The sequence below is a fragment of the Gilliamella sp. CG25 genome (assembly GCF_046635705.1).
Taxonomy (GTDB): domain Bacteria; phylum Pseudomonadota; class Gammaproteobacteria; order Enterobacterales; family Orbaceae; genus Gilliamella; species Gilliamella apicola_I.
This window is the reverse complement of the sequence record NZ_JBIDFJ010000008.1, coordinates 125799-140526: the sequence shown is the minus strand read 5'-3', so window position 1 is coordinate 140526 and position 14728 is coordinate 125799. Positions and strand designations below refer to the sequence as shown.

The window sequence follows — 14728 nt, the reverse complement described above, 5'->3', positions numbered from 1 at the left end:
AATCACACTTTGGTTTTGGTATATCGCATTATTGCGATTTAAAGCTAATCTGGCTAAACGAGGCGATAACACTATCTTATAATGTGCCTGCTCTTTACTGACCGATAACAAACTAAAACGGGTGATAACGCCATATATTTTGCGTAAGTCACTCTCAACAGGCAGGTCACTTAGGGAACGAATCGCCGTTGCCAGCACATTTTTAACCGCAGGATTAAAGGAAAATGATGCTTTTTGATTGAGTATATCATCGGGCGATAAGGTTTTATCCGGGCTGGTGAAGTCAATGGTGTAATGCCATGGCTGGTTGAGCTGTTCATCACCTTGTACGTGTAAAACAGAAACCGGCGAAATCAGATTATCAACCGTTAAGGTGTAGCGGTTGTGGCTTACCTCACCCGTTAGTTCATTCAGTAAACTTTCACCGACTTGATTGATAAGGCTGGTTATTTTGTTCGCCATGGGTTACTCCTTTGTATTTTCGACATTAAGTACGTGTCGTTTTTTTGGTATATCTTAATTGTGCTTTGCCATCAGGCATAAAGTAGGTGCCGTATTTAACAAGTCCACCTTCTTTGAAATAACAGACTAATTCATAACTGAGAACCATTGAGTCATTATTTTTTTCATCAATATTGATATTAATCGATTCAAGTCGTGGTTCGTAAATAAGTAGTGTTTGTTCTATAGCTCTCATTAATACATAAGCTGATGACGGTAATGCTTGAAAGATAGTAGACATGTCCGGTAACCCATAATCAGGCATATGGTTAATAGCCCCTGCCCGACTATTTAAGATACGTTCAATGTTATCCATTACACTTATAATCGTTTGTTCTTTTTCGTCTATATCATCCACCGGGATGCCAGATTCGAAATAGCCATATAAGATGTCATATAATGATGCGCTCATTTACTTTTCTTCCACAAGTTTAATGGTATATTGACTAGCAATAATTTCACGTGGTTCAGTTATATAAAGATCACCCCGCTCCAAGACTAATCGCCAAGTGTTATCTTTTAAATTCGGCTCTTTGAAAAGTGCTATAATTCCAACCGCATCGGCTTTTTTGTCAAATGGGATATCAATTGAAATAGCAGTGTCGGGTTTTAATACGACTTCTTTACTTTCAATCAGTGATTCTTGTAAGATTTCACTATCATTATCAACCAGTTCTTGATAGGTGGCTGTATTGAAATTATCGACATCTTTTAATTGATAAATGCGAATTACAACAGGTGATGATCGACTATCATCATCTACATTGAGTTCTGCTCTTGCTTTAAGATCTAAATGTAACGTTCTAACATTCCATTTAAAAACAGAATCTGTAATTTCAACTGCTGTTTCACTTACGCTTTGGGCAAGACCACAGCCCGCTAGCGAAATAATTAACAAACTTGCAATTAATGTTTTGATTATTCTCATTTTTAGTCCTTTGTTTGATATGCTCGATAATCAACGCCTGAATAACTTCCCAAATTGACTTTGATTTCGTCTTGAATGGGTTGATTATTTTCGTCAGTTTTATTAAAAGATGCAGTTAATCCTAATCTGCTATTTTTTGATTTTAATTGACTTCTTGGTAGAAAAATTCGTTTAATACACAGCGTTATTTTAGCATCTACTCGATAGCCTAAATAAGTGCGTAATAATGCTAAGATGTCATGGAATAATTGTCCGTCAGGCAATAACTCAGCAATTTGATGTTCGTGTTGTGGCGTTATTGAAATATGAATACTTTGATTGCACTCTTTGAAGCGTGAACCCAATGTTCCACCACCATCTAACCCAATTCGATTAGGTTCCTTTCCACCTAATTTTGCAGGATTATCTATTGATTGCCAAACAGGATAAAATTCACTGACATCAACTTTGGCATCATCAACCATAACTCGAATAAGTCCAACAATCCCTTCTGCTGTTCGTGTTTTTTGTGACATTAGTCCAAGTAATGCAAAAAAACGTGATAATGGCGTGCCAATTTGCTCTCTTATGCCTTTGATTCCTAACCCAATTAAGCCAAATAAACATTGGGATACTGGATCTCGTCCTCCTTCTATGTAGCTTGCCGGATAGTGGTACTTTAACCAAATGCGATAAAATTGTGTGATGACTCTGTGATTGAACATGTCAAGAAAGTCAGTCATAACTTGATAGTTTTCATCACGACGAATAATGTTATCAATCAAACCTAGTGGTAATACGGCATCAACACCATATAGACCTAAAAATCGCGTTCTTACCGTTGTTGGACGGTTGATATAAGGTGCTTTCTCAATATATTTTAGTTCACTAGCCGGAAATGACATATCCACCGAAGGCGCAAATCGTAACGGATCAGCCGCAGGCGATTCATGTTTCCCTAATATCGGATCTACTGAATACATTTGCTCAAGTAACTGACAAAAACGGTAAAAATTGATTCTTGGCAGTTCTTTTTCAAGCATTTGCATTAAAGGGCTGTTTTCGATGCTTTGCTCTGATTCCATACTATTTTGTTTCCTGTAGGTAAACTGATAATAACCAACTGCGTAAATAAATTGACATCAGCATATAAGGCAAAAAATTGATGTAATAATTCACCAAATAACATGACATCGCCCTCACCCGAAAATTGAAAACTATTGATAGTGACCTCAATTTCTATACCCCGTTGTAACATGCCTTTAACGGTTCGCTTAATCATGCGATGAGTGACCTCAACTATGCCTTCAAGGCGTCTTCTATTTAATTCGTTGTCCGTCCAGTCGTATAGCGCTAAAGTTCCTCGTAAGACTTCAGCATTCATTAACGATAAGTAATTTGGTGCAAGATGCGATAATATTCGCCAATAAAAACGATCTTCTGTCGGCGGATAACAAGGCATTGTCGGTGAACAAAGATTGCGTACTTTGGCAATACTACTATTTGAATCAAGAAGACTATGAATGCGTGCATTGCGTAGTGCTTTACGTGGTAGCATTCCATTGGTTCCTGTGACTCTTAATGATAAAGTTTCGGTTTCAAGGATTTCGTTTTTATCCCATATTTTTCCACCTAAGATTAGCCATGTGTCATGTAGCCCCGAAGGCCCTTTTCTCACACGTGTGTGATAATACCGTTCCGGTGCGTCGTGACGTAACATTCCACCACGGTGTTTAAAGCTGGTAAATGGTACATAACGATATCGTCCATCATTGGTGATCGCTTCTACATTTTCAACTGAATAAACTTCTATATGCCCGTCCTGTCTTAACAGTGGTCTTAGTAGGTATTCACTTTCTAGCTGATTAACAACAATGGGATCCGCTTCCATGTCAAACAGGTTGATAACAGGGACACAATGCAAACGAATGTTATCATGCCCAAATGGCATGTCGCTTGGCCATGTTTGATTGAGCGTTAATTCTATATCGATATAAGTACATGCTTCTGATATATTGCTTGTTTTTAAACCATGTAAGTCAACAAACATAAATTTTTCACGAAATGCAAAATATTCCAATAGTAGTTGATATCCTGAAAACGCATTATCTGGTTTGAGCCATAGACGATCTTCTTCACTGAATCCTACTGGTGTAATTTTTCCATCGAGTGTAACTCGTGTTTCTGGATCATCTGAGTAACGAACATGTATTTGTCCTACTTGCTGAGTCAATGCATGATGTAAAGTTGATGCAATTGGTGCATCAGCATTTAGGTATAGGCGTAAACATGATAAATCTAACTGTTCTTTATCCGCCAATTCGCTAAAACCTATACGGATAGTTATCATGCTTCGTCCATCGTGATTAAGCCCTAAAGTCACTTGATTAACTTTTATTGGCTGTAATGTCACTTCTTGAGTTGTACGAAATGGGCATTTAGTGCCAACTTGTCCAAGTGGCTCGGTTTGTACTTGCAGGCCTTTAGGGATCACTTCTTGACGTGATAGCGTTGTATAATTTGGTGTTAATTCGACAATCGATAATGATGGAATTAAACGTAAATAATGTGGCCAAAGTAAGGTGACTAAGCTTTCTGTTAGTTCAGGTAAATCGTCATCAATTTTTTGGCGTAACCGTCCTGTTAAAAAGGCAAAACCTTCAAATAATCGTTCTACATATGGGTCACGGTCTCCGACACGATCTAAGTTTAAAAAACTTGCCCTATCAGGATGTATTTTAGCAAATTCTTTTCCGGCTTCTCGCAAATATCGCATTTCCGATTCGTAATAGCGTAAAATTAAATCATCCATTGTTAATCTCTTTCATTGTTGTGTTATTTTCACTTGGTTAATTGTTTTTATTACAAAATTTGTATTATTCATTATTTCGTTTTTTGATACTGCCTTTTTACATCATGCTGAGTGCCCGTGCAGGATCAAGCTGCATTAATTCATGTTGTAACAGATCTATTTTTTCTGATAATTCAACTTTTATACCATCTTTTAATTGATTTTTTTGCTTTAATAGCTTTAATAAAAATCGTTTAACATCAAAGATTAGCTCTGGTTCCCAGTCAAGCAATGTCATTGATTGTTGTTGGTTATTTAAGCCAATCAATAATTTTAATGCAATTTCTTGTTTACCCAGTTGTTCAGCTACTCTTGCTTGCGTATATTGCAGTAAATATCGCTGTTTAGGTGAGCGTAATGTTGGCAAATTTTGTAACCATTGAAATGCTTTTTCCAACGTTTCAGACTGTGCTAATTCGTATGCTTGTTTTTCTATTTCGTTCCAATCGTTTTCACCAGAAATCGATATTGGCGCAATACTGTCACCTTCATCTAAATGATGTATTCTTGCATTGGTTGCAATCCAACTAAGTGTTTCATCATCGGCAAAAGGTGTGCCATTATCGAATGAAAGCCGTTCTATGCCATTCAATCTTTCTAACATCAAACCTATATCAGTTAGAAATATATCCGCCCAAGCTTGATGTGGTGCCCCCATTTTTTGTAGTGACATAATCGTTGCTCGCTGAAGGTCTAACCAAAAATGATTAGCACCTTCCATGAATGCAGCTTCTACACGCTCAAATAGTTCAGACCACTGCTGTTGAATTATTAATCGACTAATATTTTGTTTTAATTCTGCTCTTGGCGCTGGTAAGCGAGTACGTCCTCGATGATCTGCTGGCGGTAAATCGACAATGGTATCCCAACGTAATATTCGTAAAAAGCGACCAGCAGCAAGATATCCTTCTGGCTTTTCGCGTAAAAAAGCCGCCATTTTACGAGCTTGATCCAGTAAATCACGTTGAGAACCAATTTTGACATCTGTCATTTTTGGAAAAGATTCGGCAGTTGTTTCAGACGAAGCTAAAGATGATGACGATGTCGATTCCTCTGGTTGTGAACTTCTAACTTGTTGTTTTAAGTTATTACTAAAAAAATGTACGAGAGCTGATAAATCAGGTGCTTCAATAGCTTGATCAGGGTTTTCACTGACAAAAAGTGTTTTGATTGTGCTATCTAATTCATTTAATGCAACAATGATACGTGACAGGCATTCGTCAGAAATTGGTTGTAATTGGGTAAGTTGATCAATAAATTTTGCATTAGCCAACCATTCAATCGCATTTTTGCGGACATTATGCCGTGATGGATAAATATTTGTTCCGAATTTTTCAAGTAAGCCGGCTAATAATTCAACACCGTCCGCATATCCTTCTGCGCCGTCAAGATGTAATCGGGCTAAGCAATAATAAGTTGCCACTCGAATATCCTTACTGCTCTGTTTTAATATGTTTTCACTTTCAGTGACGATCAATTCATAATCAATACCTGATAGTTTGGCGATTTCTTCTTTTATTTCTTGAAAAGTATCGTGGTAAGTTAAATCTTCACCTGTAGGTTTTTCTGGACTAATTGGTTCTAGCCAATCCGCCCATTGTTGGGTTAAATTTTTTTTGACTGATTCAGTTGAATCTTGTGTTCCAAATAAACGATTTAACAATTGGCTAAACATAATAATTTTCCATCATTTTAATTAATTTTCAAATACTCTGGTTGGTAAGGTGAAATTACGCAATTTTAACAACGTTAGTGGCCCTTGCCCCAATTGTGTCCTTAATACATATCGTAATTTACCTTCGTCAGATACTTTCCAAACTAGTTCATAACGACTTGAATCAAGCGCTTTTACAGATGCTTTTTCAAGTAGTCTTATAAGTGCCCAATCACCATTGTAGTAATCAAATAGTTTTAACCCTGCCTCATCAGAACTCCAACTGAGTTGAGAAAAAGGTGAATAGCCATCCCCTGGCCAATTGAAGCGTTGCCATGTTGGGGCTTGATTGAAGTATTCTAGTTTTTGTTTATTGATGATTAATTCAGTACGAACAATTTTGTTACCACTACGTGGCATTAAATCGAACGATAAGGTTACATCACCTGATGTGATCAATTCGGATGATAAATCATTAAATAACTCTAATGCATCAAGAAATTTTGGTGAGAAGTTAAGACCTTGAGCATTCACGGTATTGACTATCCAACGTCCGCCTTTCTTTTCTAATACACCGTTTAGTTCATTTATAATAAAGTTATCAATAATTCCAGTATCACTTCGTAAAAAACGAGCAAGTTCAGCTAATGATGCTTCATTTTCACTATTTTTGAATGGATAACGACCCGCAAATGACTTTTCCCATTGATTGACAATGTAATTTTGCCAAATTTCATTAAAACTTTCTGTTGCAGGTGTTAATACAACCTGCCAAGACTGCTCAAGCGGTTGTTTAAATAAGCTATGACCAAAACCTGACCATTCATTACCTAAATTAGCTGCAATTAGATTTCCATAATCTCGAGTTTCGGTTAAGTCAACTGAAGTCCCTTTAAATACGCTTTTTGCAAGTCCTTGCATCATTGCTTTAGGATCAGCGCTATTGGTCACATTTTGTAATTTTAAGCGAACTTGTGTTACTCGAGATAAGTAAGTCTGTAATGAAAGACTATTACTGTTTTCATTTTTTATTAGATTTACAATTGGTGAAAAAGTAGCTGTTAAAGGCCCCGATGCTTCATTATTGGCTATAGGAATAATAGATTGGTTTCTTTTGCCCATAATTTGTTGAGCAGTACGAATTAAATTATCCGATATGCCATCACCTGAATAATCAACTTCAGATTGATATTTAACTACATTGATAAGTGCAATTAGTGGTGATTGGCGATTATCAGCGAGTAACGTTAACTGTTCAATGACATCAGAAACATTGTTAGCTGGCTGCCATTGGATGTTATTTAGAAAATAAGCCCATGATGCTCCATATTCGCTAAAGTAGCGATCTTTCAACTGCTGTTTTAATACATTAGGTGATATTGAGGCAATTAAATTGCTTTGGCTCCCTTCCCCTAATACCCAGTCAATTTGTTCTTTGCGTGATTTAGCCGCATCATTTATCTCATCTTTAATGGTTTCTTCCCATGCTTTTCGGGTAAATATACCAGGCACTTCTACATCATTGATAAAAAGTATATTACTGTCAATACCATCAAGCAGTTGATTTAAATTTAGGTTATTGTATTGCTGGCTTGCACGTTGAATTATGTCTTGATAAAGCGTATTAACAGCATTTTGAACACCAATTTTATTAATTAATATTTTTTGTACGCCATTTACTAAACGTTTATCTTCTTGTAATGCCCAGTTAGGATTATTTTTCAAGACTTGTCCCCAAAAACGGACAAGATCGGGCATTAGTCGTTGCCAATCTCCATCACTAATACCTTCCGGTGCACGCCATTTATCTGAGGCAAACTGGCTTAAATATATACCATCGCTTTTATCGGGATGACTTAGCATTAAATAAGCTTTTAAAAAGTCATATGCAGAATCTACTAATTTCAAACGTTCAGGACTATCCGGTGGAAGTTCTGTTAATAGCGTTAAGTAGTCAGTCATTAACGTATGAAATGGTGTTGCAATATTGCGTGAGTTGGTAACTTTATAAGTAAGCCATAATTTACTGAGTAGCTGATCATTATGGTTTAATCCAAATCGATACGATAATGGTGCGCCATGTTGTTTACGATGTAATAATTGCTCAATGCGTTGTTGCAATTCAAATTGTGTCTGTAATTTTGTCTTATAATTTTTATTTACCGAATCATCAGCCTGTTTTACCAGTTCAATACTTCCGTTAATAAGAAATGCATTTTGAAGATAGGATGTGATTAATCCTACTCCCGTAACGAGTATTGCACCTAATATCGCGCAGTTAATAATTAGTCCCCATTGAATGCCCATTCGTCGACCTGACTGTAACTTTGCATCTTCACTGATCGATTCCCATGTTGGCGTCATAGTCAAATAGTTATTTAAGTACGGGATTTCATCATTGGATAAGACTTGATGTGGTGTAAAAAATAATCCACGTATTCGTGGCGAATATGGAAGTGCTGTCAATGAACTTAAATAACGTTGAATATTAGTAATATTACCTTTTACTAAATCTTGACTTAATTTAAGTAAAAACGAATATGTCGTTTTTTCTTTAATTTGCTGTATACCACGTTTGCTACATTCTGAAGCTAGTTGATTAAGTGATAACACCACAGAATCCATTGATTCTTTATTTAATGTAGGAAATATCAGACCAACGCTTTGCTCGATTCGTCCTGCTTGTGACCATTCGGTTTCTTCCGTTGAGATAAGATAAAGCGGCGAAGACCACTTTAAAATTTTATCTCGAGATTTAAATTGTAATACTGCCTTTTCAATAATTGATTGTTGTTGACGGTTATTGACAAGATAATTTTTAGGCACCACCCAAATTACCGCATTTAATGGTTTTCGTGAAAATGGCAAAAACCGAGAAAGGTGTTTTTTTAAAGCTTGTAACCATGGGATATTAAGTTCATCTTCAATATCTCCACCATAAATCACTAATGTCTTATCATTCAATTGCCATTGTTCTTGAGGTAAGCGAGGAAAAACGCTTTCTATGTCATTTGATTTTCCAAGAACCAGACATTTACGAATTTTGTAGCGCCAAAATATACCTGTAATGTAACGACATTTTTTTTGTATATCGATAAATTCTGAAAATGGAATTACTTTTTTCGTTTTTTTATCTGTTTCAGCAGGATTAAGTGATTCTCTTTTCGCTTTATCTTTTGCTGCTAGTCGTCGACTATTCGTTATTATGGAAGGCGTTAAAAGTAAGCCTAATAAAAATAGCATACAATATATCCAAATTTCTATTTTATGTCCTAATGTTTTGTAACCTAGGTCATCACCCCAAATAGATAGTCCTATAGCTATTGATATGGCCCCTAATAAAATAATGAAAATTAATCCAATTCGTTTCCATTTATTTCTCATTTAACACACCTTTCCTTTTATACATTTTTTATCACAGAAAATTGCCATTGGTGTTGGCTTTCTGAAACAATTAAATTATTGTTCTGAGTTATACTCATCATTTCACATGTAAGTGCTAATGCTAACCAATAAGTAAGTTCTGTTGACTTACCGACAAAACTTTCAAGTGAATATATATGTTCTGGTGAAATCTCATGTAGCGTTAATTCTTTAGCCACATCAGCTTTTTGTTTATTACTTATATTGGTTACCCAAAGTTGATTTATTGTTTTAAGTGCACTTTGCATTTCGACCATTTGATTCAGACCTTCTTCTAAATCATTAGCAATCATTGGTCTTAAGATTTCTATCTTTGCAAAATCCAATTTTAAATCTTCGTAATAGTCTTTATTAAGCAGTAAAAAACTGGCCAAAAAAGCAGACCCTTCTGATTTTTGATTATTAATTATAATTAGCTCTAAACCTGAATCTGGTGTATCAATATTTTCTACTATTTTTTTTATATTAGTGTTACGAAAAAGAATTTGCTGTTGTAAAGTAAATTTATTTTCTATGTTAGATGCTCGAATAGCTTGATTTATTTCGTTATCAATAGGTTGATAAGACTTGTCTGATGAATAAACTGTAATATGCAATGTTTCAGATTTAGGCAATAGAGCCAGTATTTTATTAAATTTGATGAATAGATCTTCAAGCTTGTGCTTCAATTCAAATGTTTCTTCAAATTCAAGCGATTTGTTGATCTGAGAATCTATATTGATCTCATCATCGAATATTTTTCTTGCATTGACATTACTAACTAAATAATAATAACTTTCAAGAACAACTAATGATTTCATTGCCCAATTTTGCCAATTATTATCAATAGTTTGTTGTTCATTTTGCCATATTTCATATTCTTCTTGTGCTAAACCATAAAGATATATTCGTACGCCAAATGCCGAACCTCCAATTATAGTTGGTATTAAAATTACGCCAGCCCAGTAAGTGAATTGAGTCGCAAAGCTTTTATCTGGCCATAAGGCTGCAAGTATTAACGCGGTAATTATAATTAATACAACAAAAAAAATTCCCCATTTTGCACGACTAAAACTTATAGGTTGTTTTACTATATTTGTAACATTTGGTTTAGGCCAAGACATAATATTATTCCATCTCCGATGTACTAATTGTCGAAATTACTTTACAGCCACAGGCACAAGCACATTGATCTACGACGACTTGCTTTCCATCCGAATAACTTCTTTCAACACCTTCAATAATAGGATTGATTCCGTGCCCTTTTTTTGGGCAACTTACCAAATCACCGACTAAAGCAACGGGTTTGCCTTCAACAATCATGGTGGATGAAGCAGTAATTACATTACCTCCATGAGTAGTCGGATCACCTAATCTCACTACATTTTTAGCCATCTTTCATTCCTTTATTATTCATTTATTGGTGTTTCATTTTTTATGCAACCATCGGATATTGTATAAAATTTGCAAATTAATTTTTTTCGATCACTTTATGTTCATTATCAGTATCGAGTTAATACCCTTAAGTTATAATTTATATACAAATAACATTATTTTTGGGTTATTAACTAACACTATTATTACAATTTTATTTTTATAACTGTTTGCTATGAATCACTATTTATTTTTAATTATTACTTTAGCCAAAGTATTTTCTGTTATCTTAGTCAGCTTTTAATCACCATAATTAATTTATTATTTGTTGGTATATAATTCTTATTTTGAAGTTTATTATTGGTGATATAAGTAATTGTTTAATATCATGTAAAATTAAAATATTCATAAATTTCAATTCATTAAAACAGAAATTAGTAAAAAGCATTCATACTTCAACCTAACATCAAAATCATGTGTGACATCATTCAGTATCGCTACAATTTTACTAAGATAATGTTAAACGAAAAGATTGATGAACACTTTCACTGTTTTATCATTTTGTAAAACGCTAACGATTTTATTCGTTAACGTTTTACTTACTTATTAGGCTTTTTTGGTAGCCTTTTCTTTCTTATCTTTAGTATTTTCTGCTTGTTTAGCTTTAGTTGTTTTAACCGTCTTAGCTTTAGCAGGCTTAGCTTCTGCCTGTTTGGTTTCAACTGATTTTGTTTTAGTTTGCTCACTTTCCCATTCAAGTACGATTCCTTCTGATTCGTCAAAATCAAGGATTAACGTTGGTACTTGATTGTTAGTTGTACTGCTTCGTTGTAGTAATAAATTTGATACCACAGGTAAAATTTGTTGATTTAAGATACTGTCAATGTTTCGTGCACCTGTATCTGGTAGTAAACACGCTGATACCAAGGTGTCGTAAAGTTTTTCGCCCACATTAAATACAATTTTGTAGTGTTTTTGTAGTCGGCTGGCAACTTTATTGAGTTTCATTTCAACAATTTTGCGTAATGCGTCTTTACCAAGTGGTGTATAGATTACTGTTTGGAAACGTGCTAATAATGCCGGTTGGAAATGTTCACGAATGATCGGACGTAGAAGTTCTTGTTGTGTCGCAATATCGGCGTCTGGCATTTCTTCGAAAAGCGCCATAAGCTCATCACTACCTAAGTTAGATGTCATTAATATTAAGGTATTACGGAAATCGATTTCTCGACCTTCACCGTCACGCATAAAGCCACGATCAAAGACTTGATAGAATAAGTTAAGTACATCACGATGTGCTTTTTCGACTTCGTCCAGTAATACAACACTGTATGGTCGTTTTCGAACGGCTTCGGTTAATACCCCACCTTGACCATAACCTACGTATCCCGGAGGTGATCCTTTAAGTTGTGATACGGTGTGCGCTTCTTGGTATTCTGACATGTTAATGGTTACCAGTGATTGTTCACCACCAAATAGGGTATCTGCTAATGCTAAAGCTGTTTCGGTTTTACCAACACCTGACGGACCAACTAATAAAAATACGCCCATTGGTGCATCTTCTGATGTCAGTCCAGTTTTTGCTGCACGAATACGTTTAGCTAATTCAAACAGGGCATTATCTTGTCCCACAACACGTTGACGTAAATCATCTTCAAGCGCAAGTAAGTGGCTTTGCTCATCTTTTAGTAAACTTTCTAATGGAACACCTGTCCAGTCTGATATAACGGATGAGACTGTGCGACTGTCAACATCCAGTGAAAGTAGTGGGTTATGACCTTGTAGCTCATTTAATTCTTGCTGAGCATCGCTGAGTTTTTTGAGTAGCTTGCTATCTGATTTATTCGTCAGTTTTTGACGTAATTCTATCAATGTTTCAATTTGTTTTTTCTCTTTTTCAAATTGAGTTTGTTGAATAGTTAGTTTGTCTTGTAGTTTGGCTAACTGGATGTCTATTTCTTTTAAGCGATCGCTCGTTAAATTTTCACCTAATGCCAGATCTGCGTTAATTGCATCTTGTTCAATTTTCAGTGAGGCAATTTTAGCTTCAAGCTGTGTAATTGATTCTGGTATCGTATCTAGCCCCATACGTACACGTGCTGACGCTGTATCAAGCAGGTCAACCGCTTTATCGGGTAGTTGACGTCCACTGATATAACGTCTTGATAGTGAAACGGCTGTTTTGACAGCTTCGTCTAGGATATGTACGCCATGGTGTTTAGCATAACGTGATTTTAAGCCACGCAACATTAAACATGCTCGATCGTCATCAGGTTCGTCTACTTTGACCATTTGGAAACGACGCTCTAAAGCGGCATCTTTTTCAAAATATTGTTTGTATTCAGACCATGTTGTCGCTGCAATAGTGCGTAGTTCTCCACGTGCTAATGCAGGTTTTAGTAAGTTTGCCGCATCTGCGCCACCCGCAGAATTACCCGCGCCGATAATAGTATGAGCTTCGTCAATAAATAGCAATATTGGGGTTGGAGACTGTTGAACAGCATCAATCACATTTTTTAATCTTTGTTCAAATTCACCTTTTACGCCAGCTCCAGCTTGTAATAATCCAAGATCTAACGTTAGGATGCTAACATCCGCAAGATTTTTTGGTACGTTTCCTTCAGCAATTCGAAGTGCTAAACCTTCAACTAGCGCAGTTTTACCTACCCCTGGTTCACCGACAAGAATTGGGTTATTTTTACGACGACGGGATAGAATATCGACCATTTGTCTGATTTCACTGTCACGACCAAAAACGGGATCAATTTTACCTGATTTGGCTTTTTCAGTGACATTTTCGGTAAAACGTTCAAGCGCCGCTTGATGATGCTTTTGTTGAGCGATTTGTTTATCATTATTATTTGTAGCATCATTCGCATCGTTTTTTTGTGTTTTGTTTGCAGCGATTGTTGAGTTCGCTGTTGAATCAATACCAAAACTGTCTGTAGCGCTGATCGCTGTATCGGATTGATAGCTGTATTGGTTAGCTGGGTTTTCGTCCGAAGTTTCATCCAATTGTAATCGCATTTTTTGCAATGAAACCGGCGATAAACTAAGTAGTTGCCATGCATCTTGAGCTTTTAAGCAATGTGGCATTTCTTGCAATGCTTGCAATATATGAACTGAGCGAATAACTTCTTCATGATTTTCTAGCGACGCTTTTAACCATGCTGATTGCATTACAGCTATCAACGATGGCGATAAACTTGGTTTTGTGTTAATAGTATGCGGTAGTGCGTCTAGATAATTGAGTAATCCAGTCCAAATTTTATCCATATCGAGTTGATAATGTCTTGAAATTATCGTTATGTCACCTGAACCCTGTTCTAGTAATTTTAATAACCAATGTTCAAGTGTAATTTCGGTATGTGCTCGTGTTTGGCATAATCCAGCCGCAGCTTCAAGCGATTTCGCACAGTACGGATTTAGTCGTCTTAATAAAACAGAGGGATCAGCTATCATTACTATTTCTTTCCTTAATCATTAATAAAATAAATACAGCCCCTATAAATAGGGACTGTGTAAGTTAAAATTAACCTCGGCTTTCTACCCAGCTGTCTGAGTGGATGATGTTGCCATCTTTATAAGTCCAAGTAATTTTTTCATAACGAAGTTCAATACGTTCTAAGTGGTTGTATTGTTCTTTCGTTGGATCTTTGATGTTGTGCATTTCAGGTTTAACAGATACGACTTTTACACCGTCCATTAATGTATTGAAATATTCAACTTCTTGTCCTGCATCGTTGATTTTGTACCATTTGATCTCAACTGATTTTAAGTTTTGACCAGTAGTTACAGCTTTGTATAGGTAAGGTGAAGATGCATCAACTTCTTTAACAAATTCAAGTGCTTTATGTACACGAGTTCCTGTTAATTTACCTGTATTACCATCGGTTGGGATGTATACTCGGTGATCGAATTCAACCACTTCTACACTTCCTTCACGACCAACAACGGTTACAGAACCTTTGATTTCGGCACCGCCGTCATCTTTTAAAAACATATAAGCTGGTACAGCCATTGTTTATCTCCTTTTATT

General features: G+C 35.9%; 11 protein-coding genes. All 11 read right to left on the bottom strand.

The annotated features are described in order from the left end of the window. Positions 1-462, bottom strand: a 462-nt coding sequence (locus tag ACGH6P_RS07975) for a contractile injection system protein, VgrG/Pvc8 family (RefSeq protein WP_411597205.1), incomplete at its 3' end; no start/stop codon positions are given. 25 nt (positions 463-487) lie between these two features. After that, a complete protein-coding gene (tssE, locus tag ACGH6P_RS07970) occupies positions 488-913 on the bottom strand; it encodes a type VI secretion system baseplate subunit TssE (protein WP_267350477.1) in 426 nt (141 codons plus the stop codon). Beyond that, entirely contained in the window at positions 914-1429 is a 516-nt protein-coding gene (gene tssJ, locus ACGH6P_RS07965) for a type VI secretion system lipoprotein TssJ (protein WP_411597204.1), read from the bottom strand. It lies immediately after the preceding gene. 2 nt (positions 1430-1431) lie between these two features. After that, the gene (gene tssG, locus ACGH6P_RS07960; protein ID WP_267350481.1) at positions 1432-2493 is read right to left on the bottom strand and encodes a type VI secretion system baseplate subunit TssG; all 1062 of its coding nucleotides are present in this window, start codon (positions 2491-2493) and stop codon (positions 1432-1434) included. Then, positions 2457-4220 (bottom strand): type VI secretion system baseplate subunit TssF, encoded by a 1764-nt coding sequence (gene tssF, locus ACGH6P_RS07955; RefSeq protein ID WP_267350483.1) that lies wholly within the window; start codon positions 4218-4220, stop codon positions 2457-2459. The genes tssG and tssF overlap by 37 nt, the downstream gene beginning before the upstream one ends. A gap of 97 nt (positions 4221-4317) precedes the next feature. Further along, a complete protein-coding gene (tssA, locus tag ACGH6P_RS07950) occupies positions 4318-5934 on the bottom strand; it encodes a type VI secretion system protein TssA (RefSeq protein ID WP_267350485.1) in 1617 nt (538 codons plus the stop codon). Positions 5935-5955: 21 nt separating this feature from the next. Further along, positions 5956-9297 carry an ImcF-related family protein gene (locus ACGH6P_RS07945; protein WP_411597203.1) on the bottom strand — a complete coding sequence of 1114 codons (3342 nt, stop codon included), beginning with the start codon at positions 9295-9297 and terminating at the stop codon, positions 5956-5958. Between the two features lie 17 nt (positions 9298-9314). Then, positions 9315-10439 carry a hypothetical protein gene (locus ACGH6P_RS07940; protein ID WP_267350488.1) on the bottom strand — a complete coding sequence of 375 codons (1125 nt, stop codon included), beginning with the start codon at positions 10437-10439 and terminating at the stop codon, positions 9315-9317. Between the two features lie 4 nt (positions 10440-10443). Next, positions 10444-10710, bottom strand: a complete 267-nt coding sequence (locus ACGH6P_RS07935) for a PAAR domain-containing protein (protein WP_411597202.1) — start codon at positions 10708-10710, stop codon at positions 10444-10446. 585 nt (positions 10711-11295) lie between these two features. Beyond that, the gene (tssH, locus tag ACGH6P_RS07930) at positions 11296-14151 is read right to left on the bottom strand and encodes a type VI secretion system ATPase TssH (RefSeq protein ID WP_411597201.1); all 2856 of its coding nucleotides are present in this window, start codon (positions 14149-14151) and stop codon (positions 11296-11298) included. Positions 14152-14221: 70 nt separating this feature from the next. Further along, positions 14222-14710, bottom strand: coding sequence for an Hcp family type VI secretion system effector (locus tag ACGH6P_RS07925; protein ID WP_065559516.1), 489 nt, complete (start codon positions 14708-14710; stop codon positions 14222-14224). Positions 14711-14728: the final 18 nt, after the last annotated feature.